The following is a 17,118-nucleotide window of genomic DNA, read 5'->3' as shown; positions in this document are numbered from 1 at the left end:
GTAGAAAGTCTCTTCTACTCGGCGTAGAAAGAACGTGTCGATCGTACGACGGTCGCCGCCGAGACACGAGGAGCAGGTGCCGTGGACGTCCTGGACATCGCACGCTGGCAGTTCGGGATCACCACCGTCTACCACTTCATGATGGTCCCGCTGACCATCGGCCTGGGGATCCTGCTGGTCGTCATGCACACCATGTGGGTGCGCACCGACAGCCCCGAGTGGCTCCGGATGACCCGCTTCTGGGGCAAGATCTTCCTGATCAACTTCGTCCTGGGCGTGGCCACCGGGCTGGTCCAGGAGTTCCAGTTCGGCCTGGCCTGGAGCGAGTACTCCCGCTTCGTGGGCGACGTCTTCGGCTCGCTGCTGGCCCTGGAGGCGCTGCTGGCCTTCTTCCTCGAGTCGACCTTCCTCGGCCTGTGGATCTTCGGCTGGGGCCGGATCCCGAAGAAGCTGCACCTGGCCACCCTGTGGGCGGCGGTCATCGGCTCGGTCGTGAGTGCGTACTTCATCATCGCGGCCAACTCCTGGATGCAGCACCCGGTCGGGGTCGTCGCCGACGACGCGACCGGCCGGCCGCAGCAGGTCGACTTCCTGGCCGTGCTGACCAACAACACCGCGCTGGCCGCCTTCACCCACACCATCGTCGCCGCGCTGATGGTCGCCGGCGCCCTGCTCGTCGGCGTCGGGCTCCACCACCTGCGGAAGCGGAAGCTGGCCGGGAAGCCGGCCGACGAGATCGACCACGGGGTGTGGCGCCGCTCGGTCCGGATCGGTGGCTGGGTCTCGCTCGCGGCCTTCGTCCTCGTCGCGGTGACCGGCGACTGGCAGGCCAAGCTGATGTACCACCAGCAGCCGCTGAAGATGAGCTCGGCCGAGGCGCTGTGCGAGACCGAGGCGCCGGCGTCCTTCTCGATCCTCGCCTGGAACAAGCTCGGCTCCAACGAGTGCGACGACGTGCACTCGATCACCGTGCCGGGGCTGCTCTCCTTCCTCGCGCACGGCGACTTCACCAGCGAGGTGCCCGGCGTCAACGAAATCCAGGAGCGGTACGCCGAGGCCTACGGCGCGACCTACCCCGACGACCCGTCCCGCTTCGGCAACCTGGCCGGCGAGCCGGTGGACTACCAGCCGGTGCTCGCGGTCACCTACTGGAGCTTCCGGCTGATGATCGGCATGGGCGCGGTCTCGGCCGGGGTGGCGGCCTACGCGCTGTGGTCGACGCGGCGCGGCCGGGTGCCGACCTCGCGGCTCGGCGTGTACGGCGCGCTGGCGGCCGTGGGCGCGCCGTTCGTGGCCAACGCCTCGGGGTGGATCTTCACCGAGATGGGCCGCCAGCCCTTCGTCGTCGTCCCCAATCCCGACGTGCCGGTCGACGAGCAGATCTGGTTCTTCACCGCCCAGGCCGTCTCCCCCGGCGTCACCGCCGGCGAGGTCTGGACGTCACTGGTCGCGCTGACCCTGGTGTACGGCGTGCTCGCGGTCATCGAGCTCGGGCTGCTCACGACGTTCATCCGCTCCGGCGTCACGGCGAGCGACACCGTGGTGGAGCCGCCGATCGGCACCGGCAGGGACGACGACCGCCGCTCCGGCCCGGACGGCGACGCCGAGGGTGCCGGCCGCCCCGGCGAGGACCGCCGGGCCGACGACGACGTCCTCCAGTTCGCCTACTGAGGCACCTGACGGCCCCGCCCCTCCCGCCCCGAACCGACCCCGTAGACCCCGAGGACCCGTCATGGACCTGCAGACCCTGTGGTTCGCCGCCGTCGCCGTGCTGTGGATCGGCTTCCTGCTCCTGGAGGGCTTCGACTTCGGCGTCGCCGCGCTCCTACCGGTGCTGGGCCGCAGAACGGCCGACCGGCACCTGATGCTGCGCAGCATCGGCCCCCTGTGGGACGGCAACGAGGTGTGGCTGATCACCGCGGCCGGCGCGGTGTTCGCCGCCTTCCCCGGCTGGTACGCCACCTGGCTGCCCGCGCTGTACCTGCCGTTCGTCCTCGTGCTGTTCGGCCTGATCATCCGGGCGGTCGCCTTCGAGTGGCGGCACCAGTCGCACGACCCGCGCTGGGACGGCACCTGGACGCACGTGATCACCGTGGGCTCGCTCATCGCCGCCCTCGGCGTGGGCGCGGCACTGGGCACGACCACGCTGGGCCTGCCGATCGACGGCGACGGCATCCGGGTGGGCGGCAGCTTCGCCGGCGTGGGCTGGGCGGCGCTCCTGGGCGCGGTCGCGGTGCTCGCCTTCTCGGTGGTGCACGGCGCGCTGTTCCTGGCGCTGAAGACCGACGGCGACGTCCGCTTGCGCGCCCGGGCCTTCGCCCTGCGCTGGTCGCCGGTGGCCGCGCTGCCGCTGCTGGCCTGGGCCGGCTGGGTGCACCTGCGCTCCGGGACGCCGGTCACCGCGGTGCTGTGGGTCGTGGGCGCGCTGGCCGTCCTGGTCACCTGGGCGTCCATCCGGGTGGACCGCGAGGGGCCGGCCTTCGCCGGCTGGGCCGGAATGCTGGTCAGCTCGGCCGCCACCATCTTCGGGGCCGCCTATCCCGTCGTCGTCCCCTCGACGATCGACCCGGCCTTCGACGTGACGATCGCCGAGGCATCGGTCAGCGACTACACGCTCACCGTGATGACCTGGGCGGCCGGCGTCGGGCTGCCGGTCGTACTGGCCTACCAGGCCTGGACGTACTGGGTGTTCCGCACGCGGCTGACCGCCGAGCCGCAGCACGAGGACGCCCCCGGCAACGGGCAGGCCCCCGCACCGAGCGAGCTGCCGGCATGAGTGCCGACACCCCGCGGGGCCCGCTCGGCGCGCTGGCCGGGGTGCCGGATCTCACCGGCGCCCTGGTGCGCGCCGGGCTCGCGGCGCTGGCCCAGACCGCCGGTCTGGTGATGCTGGCCGCCGGCCTGGCGCACGCGGTGGCCCGCGGTTCGGGGCTGGCCGACGGGTCGGTCGCGGGGCCGCTGGCCGTCGCGCTCGGCGGCGTGGCGCTGCGCTCGGTGGCCGCGACCGTCGGCCAGGTGCTGGCCGCCCGCGACGCCCGACGCGCCGAGGACCGGCTGCGCCGCGACCTGCTCGACCGGCTGGCCGCGTCCCCGTCGGCGGTGGCGGCGGCCGGTGGCCCCGGCACGGCGGCGGTGCTGGCGACGACGCGGCTGCACGACCTGGGCCCGGCGCTGACCACCTACCTGCCCGCGCTGGCGCAGACCGTCGTGGTGCCGCCCGCGCTGCTCCTCGTGCTCGCGGCGACCGACCTCCTGTCGGCGGTGCTCGTCGCGGCCACCCTGCCGCTGGTGCCGGTGTTCATGGTCCTGGTCGGGAAGCACACGCAGAGCGCGACCGCCGACTCCGCCCGGGCGCTGGACCGGATCGCCGCGCACGTGGCCGAGCTGGTCCGCGGCCTGCCCGTGCTGGTCGGTCTGGGGCGTGCCGCCGACCAGGCCGCCGCGCTGGCCCGGCTCGGCGAGGCCCACCGGACGCGCACGATGGCCACGCTGCGGATCGCCTTCCTCTCCGCACTGGTGCTCGAGCTCATCGCGACGCTGTCGGTGGCGCTGGTCGCGGTGACCGTCGGCCTGCGCCTCGTGCACGGCGATCTGGCCCTGGCGCTCGGGCTCACCGCGTTGCTGCTGGCGCCCGAGGCCTTCGCACCGCTGCGGGCGCTCGGCGCGGCCCACCACGCCGCCGAGGACGCCGCGCTCGCCGCCGCGGAGGCGCGCGCGGTGCTGGCGGCGCCGGCCCCCGCCCCGCCCGCTCCGGCGGCCGACGACGACCCGCGCGGTGCCGACGTCGCCGTCCACGGGCTGACGGTGCGCTACCCCGCGCGGGCGGTCGCGGCGCTGCCGCCCACCGACCTGGTGGTGCGCCCGGGTGAGCTCGTCACGCTGAGCGGACCCAGCGGGTGCGGCAAGTCGACGCTGCTGGCCGCCCTGGCCGGGGTGCTCGGCCCCGACGCGGTCGACGGGGGGACCGGAACCGGGCGGGGTGCGGTCGCGTTCGTGCCGCAGTTCCCGCGCACGACCGGGGCGACCGTGGCCGACGAGCTGCGCCGGCACGCGGCCTCGGCGCCGGGCACCGACGAGGTCGTCGGCGAGGCGTACGTGGTGGAAGCGCTGGCGCGCGTCGGCGCGACCGACCTCGCCGGACGCGTGCCGGAATCCCTCTCCCCAGGTCAGCTCCAGCGGGTGGCGCTGGCGCGGGCGCTGGTCCGCATCCGGCGCGGCGCCCGGCTGCTCCTGCTCGACGAGCCGACCGCGCACCTGGACGACGAGGCGCACGCCCTGGTGGCCGGCATCCTCCGGGACCTGCGCGGCACCGTGACGACGGTGCTCGTCACCCACGACCCCGCACTGGCCGCCCTCGCCGACCGCGTCGTCGCGCTCGCCTCCCCCGCGCCCCTGGCGACCGCGTCACGTCCGACCACATCGCCGATCTCGTCGCCACAGGGCGCTCTCCGCGACCGGATCGCCGATGGGGCGCGGACGGACGGTCCTCCGGATCCGGAGGTCGCGTCCACCCGCGGGGCGCTGGCCCGGGCCGGGCTGCTGGGGGCGCTCTCCTCCGGGGCCGGCGTCGCGCTCACCGCCCTGTCCGGCTGGCTGATCGTGCGCGCGGCCGAGATGCCGCCCGTGCTGACGCTGCTGGTCGCCACCGCCGGCGTCCGCTTCTTCGGCGTCGGCCGGGCGGTGCTGCGCTGGCTCGAGCGGCTCGCCGCGCACGACGCCGCGCTCCGGCTGGCCGCCGTGACCCGCGTACGGGTGTGGCGGGCGCTGGCCGCGCAGGGCATGGCCGCCGACCGCCGCCCCGGCGCCGCGCTGGCGCGGGTCGTCGGTGACGTCGGCGTCGTGCAGGATCTGACCGTTCGGGTCCGCCCGGCACTGGTCGTGGCCACCGCCGTCCCGGCAGCGGCCGTCGCCGCGCTGGCCCTGGTCGACCTCGCCGCGGCGGCGACGGTCGCCGCGGTGCTCGCCGGAACCGCATCGGCCGTCGTCGGGGTGCACCGCCGGCTCGACGCCGGCGCTGCCCGCGCGCAGAGCACGCTCCGGGTGGACGCGCTGCAGGCAGCCACCACCGCGTTCGACGGGGCCGCCGACCTGCGGGCGCACGGGCTCGCCGCCCGGACGGCCGGCGACCTCGCGGCGATCGCCGACCGGCAGGCGGCGTGCGCCCGCACCGGGGAGCGCGCCGCGGCACTGGGCACCGGGCTGGTCCTCCTCGGCACCGGCCTGGCCGCCGTGCTGGCCACCGCGGTCGCCTCCCGGAACGGGCTGGCCGGGCCGGTGCTCGCCGTCCTGGCGCTCGCCCCGCTCGCGCTGGCCGAGCCGCTGTCCGGCCTCGTTCCCGCTCTCCAGCGGCGCGGCGCGCTCGCCGACGCGCAGGCCCGCCTGGACGCCGTCCTGGCCGCCCCGCTGCCGGCGGACCCCGCGAGCCCGCTGCCGGCACCGGCCCTGGTGGACGGGCTGTCGGTCGACGGGCTGACCGCCGGGTGGCCCGGCGGCCCCGATGTGCTGCGCGACCTCACCTGCGCGGCCGGTGCCGGCGACGGCTGGCTGGTGCTGCGCGGGCCCTCCGGCATCGGGAAGTCGACGTTCCTCGCCGTGCTCATGGCCGCGCTCCGCCCGCGGTCCGGCCGGTACACCCTCGGCGACGTCGGCACCGCCCGGCTGACCGGCGCGGACGTGCGCTCGCGCATCGCCTGGCTGCCGCAGGAGGCGCACGTGTTCGCCTCCAGCATCCGGGCCAACCTGGCCACCGCTGCACCGCGCGGCGTGCTCGCGGGGGCCGACGGCGAGGCGCGGATGACCGCCGCCCTCACCGCCACCGGCCTGCGCCCGCTGCTCACGGCCCTGCCCGAGGGGCTGGACACCCCCGTCGGCGCCGGCGGCACCGCGCTGTCCGGCGGCGAGCGTCGCCGGCTGGCCGCCGCGCGCGCCCTGCTGGCCGACCGCGACGTCGTCCTGCTCGACGAGCCGACCGCGCACCTCGACCCGCCCACGGCCCGCGCCCTGCTCGACGACCTGCGGACCGCCCTGGCCGGCCGCGTCGTGGTCTGTGTGACCCACGACGACGACGTGCAGCGGCCCGGCGACACCGTCGTGCAGCTCGCCGCCGGGACGGCCCTGGCGGTGACCGGTCGCTGACCACCGCCACGGAGCGGCGGCCAGCCGGAGATCGACCTCGCACTGCGGAGGCTCCGACCCGTGCGTCTCCCGCACCCGTGCGGCGAGGATGTCCCGCATGGAGCAGGGGCCGGACGATCGCCGACCGGGTCCGCGAACGCGCACGGCACCCCATGCGGACCCTGCCGCGCGCGGAAGCGGGAGAGGGCCGATGCGCGTCCTCGTCGCACCGGACTCCTTCAAGGGCTCGGCCTCCGCCGGCCAGGTCGCCGCTGCCCTCCACGACGGGTGGCTGTCGGTGCGCCCCACGGACGAGCTGGCGCTCGCGCCGATGGCCGACGGCGGCGAGGGGACGCTCGACGCCTTCGCGGCCGCGGTGCCGGGGGCCCAGCGAGTACCGCTCGAGGTCGAGGGCCCGGACGGGCGGCGGGTGCGGTGCAGCTGGCTCCTCCTGCCGGACGGCACCGGGGTCGTGGAGCTGGCGGCGGCCAGCGGCCTGCCCCTGATGCGCCGGCCCGACCCCTTCGGCGCCTCCACGCTGGGGTTCGGCCAGGCGATCGCCGCTGCGCTGGACCACGGCGTCGACCGGCTCCTGCTCGGCCTCGGCGGCAGTGCGAGCACCGACGGCGGCGCCGGACTGCTCACCGCCCTCGGCGCGCGCTTCCTCGACGCCGCCGGCCGGCCGGTGCCACTCGGCAACGTCGGGCTGGCCGCGCTCGACCGCGTCGACCTCGTCGGCCTCCGGCCGCTCCCGCCCGGTGGCGCGGTGGTGCTCGGCGACGTCGCCGCGCCGCTGCTCGGGTCCCGTGGCGCGGCCGCCGTGTTCGGCCCGCAGAAGGGCGCCTCCCCGGCCGACGTCCCCGAGCTCGAGGCCGGTCTCCTCCGGCTCGCCGCGCTCACGGGCGGGAACCCCGACGTTCCCGGTGCCGGCGCGGCCGGAGGCGCCGGCTTCGGCCTCCGGCTGTGGGGCGCGGACCTGTCCACGGGCGCGGCCGCGATCGGCGACGCCCTGCGCCTGCCGCAACTGGTCGGCGCGTCGGACGTCGTCCTCACCGGCGAGGGCCGGTACGACGAGCAGAGCGCCGCCGGCAAGGTGCCGTCCTACGTACTGGCCCTCGCCCGGCGATCGGGGACACCGGCACTCCTGGTCGCCGGCAGCATCGCAGCCACGACCAGGGAGTTCGCCGGGACCGCCTCGCTCGCCGACCTGGCCGGCGGGACGCCGGCGGCGATGGCCGACCCGCCGAGGTGGCTGCGCCGGGCGGCTGCCGAGCTGGCGCGCCGATACCCCATCGCGACGTGACGCCCGACCCGCCCCGCTCACCCGGGGCCGTCCGCCTCCCCCGCTTTGACGGCCAGCACCTGGCAGGAGGCATCGAGCAGGATCCGCTGGGCGGCGCTGCCGAAGATGAGCTTGCCCGTCGCCGTGCGCCGCCGGAGGCCGATCACGATGAGCGAGGCGCCCAGTCGGTCCGCGGCCGCGACCACCTCGTCGGCCCCGTCGCGTCCGCCGACGCGCTGCTCGAGCTCGAACGGGACGCCGGACTCCTCGAGGATCCGCCGCACCTCGGCCAGGTCCTCGGCAGGGGCGAAGGTCGGGTCGACGTAGGCGTCCCCCCGGGAGGTGTTGAGCACGTACAGCGGCTGGTCGCGCAGGTCGGCCTCCTCGACCGCCGCGCGCAACGCGGCGCGCCCCTCCGGCTTCGGGACGTATCCCACGACGATCGTCACGACGTTCCTTCCTGGATGACGGGCTCCGACCGGGAGCGGAGCAGCTCCTGCTCGGTCCGGACCTGCCGGCGCTTGAGGTAGATGCCGACGGCCAGGAAGACGAGGAGCAGGGTGTAGACGGCCGCGGCGAACGGGCTGGTGACCAGCGCGGACGGATCCCCCTGGCTGATCGCCAGGGTGCGCCGCAGCTGTTCCTCGGCGATCGGCCCGAGGATCAGGCCGACGACCGCCGGCGCGACCGGGAAGCCGAACTGCCGCATGCCCCACCCGAGCACGCCCACCGCGAACAGCAGCATCATGTCGGCGGTCGAGGCGCCCACCGCGTAGCTGCCGAGCGCGGCGAAGGTGAGGATGCCGGCGTACAGGTACGGGCGCGGGATCTGCAGCAGCTTCACCCAGATCCCCACCAGCGGCAGGTTCAGCACCAGCAGCAGCAGGTTGCCGATGTAGAGGCTGGCGATCAGCGTCCACACCAGCGAGGACTCCTGCTCGAAGAGCAGCGGACCGGGCTGGATGCCGTAGCTCTGGAAGGCCACGATGATGATCGCGGCCGTCGCAGAGGTCGGCAGGCCGAGGGTCAGCAGCGGCACCAGCACCCCGGCGGCCGCCGCGTTGTTCGCCGACTCCGGGCCGGCCACGCCCTCGATCGCGCCGTGGCCGAACTCCTCCTTGTGCTTGGAGAGCTTCCGCTCCATCGAGTAGGAGAGGAACGTCGCGACGTCCGCGCCACCGGCCGGGATGGTGCCGATCGGGAACCCGACGGCGGCGCCGCGCAGCCACGGCTTCCACGAACGCCGGAGATCCTCGCGGCTCATCCAGCTCCCGCCCACCGGCACCAGGGGCAGCGGCCCCTTCCGCATCCGGGATGCCACGTAGAGCGCCTCCCCGACGGCGAAGATCCCCACCGCCACCACGACGACGTCGATCCCGTCGGCCAGGGCCGGCAGGCCGAAGGTGAAGCGCTGCTGCCCGGTGAGCGAGTCGGTGCCGATCATCGCCAGGAGCAACCCGACCGCCAGGGCGGCGATCCCGCGCGCCGGCGAGGCACCGAACATCGCGGCCACGGTGAGGAAGGCCAGCACCGTGAGCGCCACGAAGTCCTGCGGTCCGAGCTGGACGGCGAGGTCGGCCACCGCCGGGGCCAGGAAGGTGAGCGCGATGGTGGCGATCGTGCCCGCGACGAACGAGCCGATCGCCGCCGTCGCCAGCGCCGAGGCCCCCCGCCCGGCCCGGGCCATCGCGTTGCCCTCCAGCGCGGTGACGATGGACGCCGCCTCGCCGGGGGTGTTCAGCAGGATCGACGTCGTCGACCCGCCGTACATGCCGCCGTAGTAGATGCCGGCGAACAGGATGAGCGCGGCGGCAGGCTCCAGGCTGTAGGTCAGCGGCAGCAGCAGGGCCACCGTCATGGCCGGCCCGATGCCCGGCAGCACGCCGACGGCGGTGCCCACCGTGACGCCGATCAGCGCGTACAGCAGGTAGAGCGGCTGGATGACGGCCGCGAAGCCGTCCATCAGCAGGCCGATGTCACCCAAAGAAGGGCACCCCCTCCAGCGGCCCCGCGGGCAGGAACAGCCCGAGGAACTGCACGAACAGCACGTGGACGGCGACGTTGAGCACGGCGCCGACGGCGGCGGCGCGGAGGATGCGGGCACCGAGGGCCCACGCCGTGCCGGCGAACAGCAGGGTGGCCGCGATGGGCCAGCCCAGCGGTTCGATCAGCAGCACCAGCGCGGCGAACGAGGCGACCAGCTTGGCGACGGTGACCCAGTCGGTGCGGGCGCCGGCATCGACGTCCTCGCCCTCCTCGGCGAACCCGTGCTGCCCGCGCGCCAGGCTGACCGCCAGCGCCAGGGACGCGCCGATCAGCAGCACGCCGACCGCGTAGGGGAAGGCCCGCGGCCCCAGCACGTTCGCCGAACCGGGGACGGTGATGGTCGTCGTCTCCACGAGGGTGAACACCCCCAGGGCGAACAACCCCACGGCGATGGCGGCCTCACCCCAGGACCAGGTCCGGGTCCCCCCCTCCGGCGCCGCTCCCCCGGAAGGGAGGGCGCCGGAGCCGGATGGGGTGCTCACGAGACGAGCCCGATGTCCTCCAGCACGCCACGGACGCGCTGGCGCTCCTCGGCGAGGAAGGTCTCGAACTCGTCGCCGGCGAGGTAGGCGTCCGACCACCCGCGCTCCTCGACCAGGTCCTGCCAGGCCTGGGACTCCTGCATCTCCGCCACCAGGCCGAGCAGCCGCTCGCGCGCCTCGTCCGAGATGTTCGGCGGCGCGACGACGCCCCGCCAGTTGGTCAGCTCCACGTCGTAGCCGGCCTCGGTGAGGGTGGGTGCGTCGACCCCCTCGACCGGCTCGGAGCCGGTCACCGCGAGAGCCCGCAGCTCCCCCGCCTCGATCTGCTGCGCGTACTCACCGACGCCGGAGATGCCGGCGTCGACCTGGTTGCCGAGCAGTGCGGCCAGCGACTCGCCGCCGCCGGAGAAGGCCACGTAGTTGAGGTCCTCGATCGGCAGGTCCGCGGCCTGGAAGAGCAGCCCGGCCGCGATGTGGTCGGTGCCGCCGGCCGAGCCGCCGGCGATGGCGACGCCGCGGCCCTCGCTGCGGACCGCCTCGACCAGGTCGTCGACGGTCTGGAACGGCGAGTCCGCCGGGACGACGATGACCTCGTCCTCGGTCGTGAGCCGGGCCAGCGGCGTGACGTCGTCGAGGGTGGCCTGCGACTGGTTGGTCTCGATGGCGCCGACCATCACCAGCCCCATCACCATGAGGAAGTCCTCGCTGCGCTCGTTGGCGAGCTCCGCGAGACCGACGGTGCCGCCGGCGCCGCCCACGTTGGTCACGCGGGTGCTGCCGACCAGCTCCTCCTCCTCGAGCGCCTCGGCCATGGCGCGGGCCGTCTGGTCCCAGCCACCGCCGGGGTCGGCCGGCGCCATCACCGCGAGCCGGTTGATCCGGTCGGCACCACCCGAACCCCCGCCGCTGCCGCCCCCGTCGCTGCAGCCGGTCGCGACGACGGCGACCGCGGCGACGGCCGCCACGCCCGCCGACCGCAGACGGCTGCGCGTGGCCCGGTGGACCGCTCGATGGGTGACTGTCATGGAGGACCTCCTCGTCCCGGAGCCGGTGCGGCTCGTGGTGCGGGGGACGCTAGGAGCGCCGGAACGGCGGGGACATCCTGCGGTCGTAGCGGTCGTATTGGTCGTTGTGGTCGCGGTCACATCCCTCGCTCCCGCGGTGACAATGGACCGGTGCGCCGGACCATGACCCTGGGAGCCCAGCTCCTGCTGCTGCAGGTGGGCATCGTGCTCGTGACGCTGCTGCTGGCCGGCGCCGTGGCCGTGCACCACCAGCAGGAGCAGATCCGGGACGCCTACCGCCAGCAGGTCCTCACGGTCGCCAACAGCACCGCCCGGCTGCCGAGCGTCGTGGACGCCTACGGCACCGCCGACCCCAGCGAGACGCTCCAGCCGCTGGCGGAGCTCATCCGGGAGGCGTCGGCGGTCACCTTCGTCGTGATCACCGACGAGGCCGGCGTCCGGTTCTCCCACCCCGACCCGTCCCGCATCGGTGAGCGGGTGTCGACCGATCCGAGCACGACCCTGGCCGGCGAGGTGTTCGTCGGCACCGAGACCGGCACCCTCGGCGAGTCGCTGCGCGCCAAGGTCCCGGTGCGCGACCCGGACGGGTCGGTCATCGGTGCCGTGTCGGTCGGCATCCTGGAGCGGGAGCTGGCCGCGGAGTTCAACCGCGAGGCACCGGTCGTCGTCGCCTGGTTCGGCGGCGCTGCTCTCGTCGGCGCCCTGGGGTCGGTCCTGCTCGTCCGGCTGCTGCGCCGGCGGATCTTCGGTCTGGAGCCCGAGGAGATCGCCCGGCTGCTGGAGACCCGGGAGGCGATGCTGCACGGCATCCGCGAGGGGCTCGTCGCCGTCGACGAGAAGGGCCGGGTCGTCCTGGTCAACGACGAGGCCTCCAGGCTGCTCGACCTGCCGCCCGACGCCGCGGGCCGCCCGGCCGCCGACGTCCTCGACACGGCCGTGCTCCCGCTCGTGCTCGGGGACCGGGACGTCGCCGACGAACTCGTGCTCTCCGGCGAGCGCCTGCTGGTCGCCAACCGCACGTCCGCCGTCGTCGGTGGCCGGCGGGTCGCCGAGGTCCTCACCCTGCGCGACCGCACCGAGCTGTTCGGCGCGATGCGCGAGCTCGACGGTCAGCGCAACCTCACCAACACGCTCCGGGCGCAGGCGCACGAGTTCAGCAACCAGCTGCACGTCGTCCAGGGGCTCATCGAGCTGGACCGGCGGGACGAGGCGGTCGCCTTCATCGAGCGCATCGGTGGGGGCCGCCTCCTCGGCGGGGCCCCGCTGTCCGACGTGGCCGATCCGGGCACGAGCGCGCTGCTGCTGGCCAAGGCGGCGGTGGCCAGGGAGCAGGGTGTCCGGCTGGTGCTCGCCGCCGGCAGCCGGCTGCCGGCCGGGCTCGGCGACGACGTCGTGACGGTGGTCGGCAACCTGGTGGACAACGCGGTCGACGCCGCCGGTCACGGCGGCGAGGTGCACGTGCTGGTTCGCCAGGAGGGCGACGGCACCGTGCTGGTGCAGGTCGACGACGACGGCCCGGGGATCGCCCGGGCCGACCGCGAGCGGGTCTTCGACGTGGGCGTGACGTCGAAGGGCCGCCCGGACGGCAACCACGGCCGCGGGATCGGCCTGGCGCTGGTCTCCCGCATCGTGGGCCGCCGGGGCGGGACGGCGACGGTCAGCGACTCACCCGCCGGTGGCGCCCGGGTCGCCGTGGAGCTGCCCGGGTCGAGGCGGCCCGCGCGGGACGAGCTGGTGGCTCCGTGACCGGCGGCGCCCCGGTGCGGGTGCTCGTGGTCGACGACGACTTCGCCGTTGCCTCGGTGCACCGGGGGTACGTCGAATCGCTGCCCGGCTTCGAGGTGGTGGGCGAGGTGCACCGCGGAGCGGAGGCGGTGGAGGCGGTGCACGTGCTGCGACCGGACCTGGTCCTGCTCGACGTGTACCTGCCCGACATCTCCGGCCTGGAGGTGCTGCGACGGATCCGGTCGTCGCCCGGACCGCAGCCCGACGTCCTCGCGATCACCGCCGCGCGGGAGGTGGACACGGTCCGGGGTGCCATGACCGGTGGCGTCGTGGACTACCTGGTGAAGCCGTTCTCCCTGGCCACCTTCCGCGAGCGGTTGGAGGTCTACCGCGCCCACCGCACCGAGCTGCTGCGCCGCAGCGAGGACCCGCCGGGAGGGCTGGAGCAGAGCGACGTGGACCGGATGCTGGGCGGCCGTCGGCGCGGCGGGGGCCGGGCGTCGGTCACCGACCTGCCGAAGGGGTTGTCCCCGCGCACCCTGGAGGCGGTGGCGCGCACCCTGCGCGGCAACCCGGCCGTGGACCTGTCCGCCGGCGAGGTGGCGGAGCGGTGCGGGCTGGCCCGGGTGAGCGCCCGCCGGTACCTGGAGCACCTGGAGCGGACCGGCCGCGCGGCGGTGCTGCCGCGGTACGGCGGGACGGGCAGGCCGGAGAACGGCTACCGCTGGGTCGGCTGAGCAGTCCCTTCTGTCGTAGGGGTACGGGACGCTGCCGGCATGACTGCGACCTTCACCGGCTCGGTGTTCCTCGGCATGAGCGTCGACGGGTTCATCGCCCGCCTCGACGGCGACGTCTCCTGGCTCGACGGGGGCGGGAACGGCAGCGACAGCGGGGGCGGTGGTGCGCCCGACGACGGCAGCGCGCCACTGCCCGACGACGGCGAGGGCGGGGACTTCGGGTTCGCCGAGTTCGTCGGCGGCGTCGACGCGCTCGTCATGGGCCGCAGCACCTACGAGTTCATCGCGCCCTTCGCCGAGTGGCCCTACCAGGGCAGGCCGGTGCACGTGCTCAGCACGACGCTGGCGCCGGGCGCCGACGAGCGGATCACCGTGCACGGCTCCCTCGACGACGCGGTGCAGGCGCTCGGTGCGGCCGGGTACCGGCGGGTGTACGTCGACGGCGGCCGGACGGTGCACACGTTCCTGCGCGCCGGGTTGATCGCCGACCTGACGCTCTCGCGGGTCCCGGTGCTCATCGGCACGGGCCACACCCCGTTCGGCGAGCTGGCGGCCGACATCCGGCTGGAGCACGTCCGGACGCGGTCGTTCGCCGGCGGCATGGTGCAGAGCACCTACCGCGTGCGGCGCTGACTCACGCCGGCGGCACGTCCACCGGGATCTCCTCGCCGAGGCGGGCGCCCTGCAGCAGCTCCAGGTCGTCGCCGGACCAGAAGCTGCCCGGGTCGTACCAGTTCTGCGGCCGCGACGCGGGCAGCAGCCCCATCGCCGTGTACGTCGCCGCGACCAGCTCCGCGCAGTAGACCGCCTCGGCCGAGGTCCGCCGGCGCAGCCGCCCGTTGATCCAGCCCTTCGCCAGACCGCGGGTGGTCGGGAACGGCTTGCCGTCCAGCCGGGCCACGGTGCGCAGCACGGCGTCCTCCATCTCGGGCGGCACCCCGCCGTCGTCGGCCGGGCCGACCAGCTGCCGCAGGAACGGCTGCTGGCCGTACTTCTGCCGCCAGGTGACGACGGCGTCGCGCAGGTCGTGCAGCTGCACCCCGCGCTGGTGCTCCCCGGACCAGACGTCGGGCAGCGAGCGCCCGAGCTCGGCGTGCCAGAGCAGCGGCGGCAGATCCTCCAGCACCACGGCCATCCCGACGTGGTTGACCGGCGCGTTGGTCACCGCGCGGATCGCCCGGTCGGCGACCGAGACGCCGCGGAAGATCCAGACGTCACCGGTGCGGGTCAGCTCGACGGCATCCTCGAGGGAGAGCGCAGGCACGGGGCGCTACGTTACGGACGTGCGCCCCTGGAAGCTGCTCGGACTGGCCGGCCTGGCCGGTGTCGCCGCGACCGGTGCGGTGCTGGCCCGCAGCGAGCGCCAGCGCCGTGCCCTCACGCCGGACGACGTCCGCACCCGGCTGCACGAGCGGCACGCCGCGCTGGCCGCGGTCCCCGACCCGGCGCCGCCCACGGCGGACGAGCTGCGCGCCGGCCGCACCCACCGCGCGGCCCGGTTGCTCCGCCGGCGCTGACCCCGCGCCGGCGTCCGGTCGTGCGCGACCGGTATGCGCCGGTCGGGGCCGGGTAGGGACGGACGACCTTCCGTCCACTGCTCTGGAGTCCTCATGGCCCGCAATTCGCTCTCCCGCACGCTGCACGACCTCGGGCTGTCCGCCTGGTTCGGCGGCACGCTGGCCAACGCGGTGGCCCTGAACGCCGCCGCAGCCGAGGCCGGCACCGATTCGGCCACCGGCCGCGTCGCCAACGCCGGATGGGACCGGTGGACGCCGGTGAACGCCGCGGCCATCGGCGCCCACCTGGTCGGCAGCGTCGGCCAGCTCCGCGCGAACAAGCAGCGAGTCGCCGCCCAGCAGGGCGTCGCCGGCATGTCGACGCTCAAGACGCTGGTCACCGCCGCAGCCCTGGGCGCCACCGCCTACAGCCGGGTGCTCGGCCAGCGCGTCTCGGCCGCGGGCGGGGTGCCGTCGAAGTCGGGGACCCGGCCGAGCAAGCGGACCAAGGCCGCCCGGGCCGACGTGGCCGCCGCCCAGCAGCAGCTGGACACCTTGCAGTGGGTCATCCCGGCGCTGACCGGCACGCTGGTCGCGATCAGCTCCTACGCCGGGGAGCAGCAGCGCCCCAGCGAGGTGGCCCGGGGCCTCTCGGCGACCTGACCCCGCGCACGCCGTCGTCGATCCGCCGCCCGGGCGCGGTCGACGACGGGTGCGGGGCCCGCACCCCCGGCGCGCGTCAGATGCTGCGCCAGCGGCCTTCGGTGGCGTTGCCGTCGGGCTTGCTCTCGAGGACGTTGCCGGGGGTGGGCGGAACCTCGTCCCGGGACACCGCCAGCTGCTGCAGGAGCGGGCCCACGAGCAGGTCGTAGATGCCCGGCACGATCCGGAAGCCCGCGGTGATGAGCGGGTTGAACACGCCGGCCTGCACCACCCGTCGCGGCCGGTCCAGCGTGGACAGCACCCTGCGGGCGACCCGGAACGGCGAGTAGACCGGCGGCGGCGGACGGCCGGTGTTGCCGGTCCACGACGCGGCCTGGCTGTAGATCGGGGTGTTCACTCCCCCGGGCTGCACGATGGAGATCGAGATGCCCGGCTCGTCGCGGGTCTCCAGCTGCAGCGTCCGCACCAGCCCCAGCTGGCCCCACTTCGCGGCGACGTAGCTGCCCATCGTCGGGGCGGTCACGTTGCCCAGGAGCGAGTTCACCACGGTGAGGTGGCCGGCGCGCTGCTCCCTGAAGACCGGCAGCACGACACGGGCGAGATTGGCGGTGCCGTGGAGCGCGGTGTCGACCACCGTCTCGTACACCTCGCGGGGCACGTCCTCGATCCGCCCGTAGGCCATCACCTGGGCGGAGTGGACGACGACGTCGAGCCGGCCGAAGCGACCGGTGGCGGCGGTGACGGCGGCCCGCACCGAGTCCTCGTCGGTGACGTCGCCGGCGCAGACGACGACCTCGGCCGCACCGGCGGCCCGCATCTCGGCCGCCGCCTCCTCGAGGGACCCGCGGTCGCGGGACATCAGCACGAGTTGCGCACCGCGGCCGGCGAGCTCCAGGCCGGTCGCACGGCCGATGCCGCTGGAGGCGCCGGTGACCAGCACGGTCAGCGGTGCGTCGTCGGTGGGGATCGGCATGGGTGGAAATCAGCTCCTCGGCTGGGCTGGCGCACGTCCGCGCAGGGCTACCCGGACCCAGGTCGGGTCAACCGGCGGGCGACACCTCGTCCAGGAGGGCCAGCAGCCGGCCCGGCCCCGTCGTCCGCGCCGTCGCGGGCAGCCGGGCGCGCAGCCCGCGGTCGGCGGTGACCGCCAGCACGGTGCGCCCGTCCGCGGCGAGATCGGCGGCCTCGGCGGCGAGCGCGTCATCGCCGCTGCCCGGCGCACGCACGACCCGCACCGCCGCCGGCGCCGGCACGTCCCGCGCCCGGCCCTCCACCACCGCGACCACCGCCTCGCAGGTCACCGGCTCGCCGTCGGGGCCGGGAACGGTGCGGCCGGGCAGCACGGCCAGCCGGTCGAGCAGCCGGGTCGCGGCGCCGGCGCGGTCCCGCCACCAGCCGTCCGGCCGCGCGCCCACCACGTTCGCCACGTCGACGAGCAGCACCGCCATCGTCGCCCCCTCCGCTCCGGTCCGCCGGAGTCGCCCGTCCGCCCTACCCGGCAACCGTCACCACCGCGCGCGGCCTTCCCCGGCCGGCCGGGCGCTCCTA

Annotated in this window: 16 protein-coding genes; 9 read left to right on the top strand and 7 right to left on the bottom strand. The window is 75.4% G+C overall.

Going from position 1 to position 17,118, the window contains the following annotated elements:
- Window positions 1-81 precede the first annotated feature (81 nt).
- The 4 genes from RM425_RS19410 (at window position 82) to RM425_RS19395 (ending at window position 7,417) form a co-directional block, all read left to right on the top strand.
- Window positions 82-1,671, top strand: coding sequence for a cytochrome ubiquinol oxidase subunit I (locus tag RM425_RS19410; RefSeq protein WP_311346872.1), 1,590 nt, complete (start codon window positions 82-84; stop codon window positions 1,669-1,671).
- 61 nt (window positions 1,672-1,732) lie between these two features.
- On the top strand, window positions 1,733-2,776 hold the full coding sequence (cydB, locus tag RM425_RS19405) for a cytochrome d ubiquinol oxidase subunit II (RefSeq protein WP_311346871.1): 1,044 nt from the start codon (window positions 1,733-1,735) through the stop codon (window positions 2,774-2,776).
- Window positions 2,773-6,135, top strand: a complete 3,363-nt coding sequence (gene cydC / locus RM425_RS19400; protein WP_311346870.1) for a thiol reductant ABC exporter subunit CydC — start codon at window positions 2,773-2,775, stop codon at window positions 6,133-6,135. The genes cydB and cydC overlap by 4 nt, the downstream gene beginning before the upstream one ends.
- A gap of 190 nt (window positions 6,136-6,325) precedes the next feature.
- Entirely contained in the window at window positions 6,326-7,417 is a 1,092-nt protein-coding gene (locus RM425_RS19395; RefSeq protein ID WP_311346869.1) for a glycerate kinase, read from the top strand.
- 17 nt (window positions 7,418-7,434) lie between these two features.
- On the opposite strand, the gene RM425_RS19390 is transcribed toward RM425_RS19395, so the two are convergent.
- Genes RM425_RS19390 through RM425_RS19375 form a run of 4 tightly spaced genes read right to left on the bottom strand, consistent with a single transcriptional unit; the run spans window position 7,435 to window position 10,949 of the window.
- Window positions 7,435-7,845, bottom strand: coding sequence for a universal stress protein (locus RM425_RS19390; protein ID WP_311346868.1), 411 nt, complete (start codon window positions 7,843-7,845; stop codon window positions 7,435-7,437).
- Window positions 7,842-9,380, bottom strand: coding sequence for a tripartite tricarboxylate transporter permease (locus tag RM425_RS19385; protein WP_311346867.1), 1,539 nt, complete (start codon window positions 9,378-9,380; stop codon window positions 7,842-7,844). Before RM425_RS19385 ends, RM425_RS19390 begins: the two co-directional genes overlap by 4 nt.
- Window positions 9,373-9,924: a tripartite tricarboxylate transporter TctB family protein gene (locus RM425_RS19380; RefSeq protein ID WP_311346866.1), complete on the bottom strand. Its 552-nt coding sequence runs from the start codon at window positions 9,922-9,924 to the stop codon at window positions 9,373-9,375. The genes RM425_RS19385 and RM425_RS19380 overlap by 8 nt, the downstream gene beginning before the upstream one ends.
- Entirely contained in the window at window positions 9,921-10,949 is a 1,029-nt protein-coding gene (locus RM425_RS19375) for a Bug family tripartite tricarboxylate transporter substrate binding protein (RefSeq protein ID WP_311346865.1), read from the bottom strand. Before RM425_RS19375 ends, RM425_RS19380 begins: the two co-directional genes overlap by 4 nt.
- Before the next feature lie 150 nt (window positions 10,950-11,099).
- Here RM425_RS19375 and RM425_RS19370 point away from each other — a divergent pair, with 150 nt between their 5' ends.
- The 3 genes from RM425_RS19370 to RM425_RS19360 are packed head-to-tail and all read left to right on the top strand — an operon-like array spanning window position 11,100 to window position 14,044.
- Window positions 11,100-12,695 carry a sensor histidine kinase gene (locus RM425_RS19370; RefSeq protein ID WP_311346864.1) on the top strand — a complete coding sequence of 532 codons (1,596 nt, stop codon included), beginning with the start codon at window positions 11,100-11,102 and terminating at the stop codon, window positions 12,693-12,695.
- Entirely contained in the window at window positions 12,692-13,411 is a 720-nt protein-coding gene (locus RM425_RS19365; RefSeq protein WP_311346863.1) for a response regulator, read from the top strand. The genes RM425_RS19370 and RM425_RS19365 overlap by 4 nt, the downstream gene beginning before the upstream one ends.
- A 39-nt stretch (window positions 13,412-13,450) precedes the next feature.
- The gene (locus RM425_RS19360) at window positions 13,451-14,044 is read left to right on the top strand and encodes a dihydrofolate reductase family protein (protein ID WP_311346862.1); all 594 of its coding nucleotides are present in this window, start codon (window positions 13,451-13,453) and stop codon (window positions 14,042-14,044) included.
- A 1-nt stretch (window position 14,045) separates the two neighbouring features.
- Here the strand turns inward: RM425_RS19360 and RM425_RS19355 are convergent, their stop codons facing one another.
- Window positions 14,046-14,675 carry a hypothetical protein gene (locus RM425_RS19355; RefSeq protein WP_311346861.1) on the bottom strand — a complete coding sequence of 210 codons (630 nt, stop codon included), beginning with the start codon at window positions 14,673-14,675 and terminating at the stop codon, window positions 14,046-14,048.
- Between the two features lie 19 nt (window positions 14,676-14,694).
- Between RM425_RS19355 and RM425_RS19350 the strand changes: the two genes are divergently transcribed.
- Both RM425_RS19350 and RM425_RS19345 read left to right on the top strand, forming a co-directional pair.
- Window positions 14,695-14,928 (top strand): hypothetical protein, encoded by a 234-nt coding sequence (locus RM425_RS19350; protein ID WP_311346860.1) that lies wholly within the window; start codon window positions 14,695-14,697, stop codon window positions 14,926-14,928.
- A 93-nt stretch (window positions 14,929-15,021) separates the two neighbouring features.
- A complete protein-coding gene (locus RM425_RS19345; protein ID WP_311346859.1) occupies window positions 15,022-15,570 on the top strand; it encodes a hypothetical protein in 549 nt (182 codons plus the stop codon).
- Between the two features lie 76 nt (window positions 15,571-15,646).
- Here RM425_RS19345 and RM425_RS19340 read toward each other — a convergent pair whose 3' ends face one another.
- Together RM425_RS19340 and RM425_RS19335 are read right to left on the bottom strand one after the other, a co-directional pair.
- A complete protein-coding gene (locus tag RM425_RS19340) occupies window positions 15,647-16,543 on the bottom strand; it encodes an SDR family NAD(P)-dependent oxidoreductase (RefSeq protein ID WP_311346858.1) in 897 nt (298 codons plus the stop codon).
- A 67-nt stretch (window positions 16,544-16,610) separates the two neighbouring features.
- Window positions 16,611-17,018: a hypothetical protein gene (locus RM425_RS19335; RefSeq protein WP_311346857.1), complete on the bottom strand. Its 408-nt coding sequence runs from the start codon at window positions 17,016-17,018 to the stop codon at window positions 16,611-16,613.
- Between the last annotated feature and the right edge of the window lie 100 nt (window positions 17,019-17,118).

The organism is Blastococcus goldschmidtiae (assembly GCF_031845325.1).
Lineage (GTDB): Bacteria > Actinomycetota > Actinomycetes > Mycobacteriales > Geodermatophilaceae > Blastococcus > Blastococcus goldschmidtiae.
Note: the sequence above shows the minus strand (reverse complement) of the source record. Positions and strands in the feature narration are given on the sequence as shown.

What these genes read in the sequence shown, in the direction of transcription:
- RM425_RS19395 (WP_311346869.1), top strand. Translation starts at nt 6,326, where the DNA reads ATGCGCGTCCTCGTCGCACCGGACTCCTTCAAGGGCTCGGCCTCCGCC.
- RM425_RS19335 (WP_311346857.1), bottom strand. Translation starts at nt 17,018, where the DNA reads ATGGCGGTGCTGCTCGTCGACGTGGCGAACGTGGTGGGCGCGCGGCCG.
- RM425_RS19345 (WP_311346859.1), top strand. Translation starts at nt 15,022, where the DNA reads ATGGCCCGCAATTCGCTCTCCCGCACGCTGCACGACCTCGGGCTGTCC.
- RM425_RS19360 (WP_311346862.1), top strand. Translation starts at nt 13,451, where the DNA reads ATGACTGCGACCTTCACCGGCTCGGTGTTCCTCGGCATGAGCGTCGAC.
- cydB (WP_311346871.1), top strand. Translation starts at nt 1,733, where the DNA reads ATGGACCTGCAGACCCTGTGGTTCGCCGCCGTCGCCGTGCTGTGGATC.
- RM425_RS19375 (WP_311346865.1), bottom strand. Translation starts at nt 10,949, where the DNA reads ATGACAGTCACCCATCGAGCGGTCCACCGGGCCACGCGCAGCCGTCTG.
- cydC (WP_311346870.1), top strand. Translation starts at nt 2,773, where the DNA reads ATGAGTGCCGACACCCCGCGGGGCCCGCTCGGCGCGCTGGCCGGGGTG.
- RM425_RS19340 (WP_311346858.1), bottom strand. Translation starts at nt 16,543, where the DNA reads ATGCCGATCCCCACCGACGACGCACCGCTGACCGTGCTGGTCACCGGC.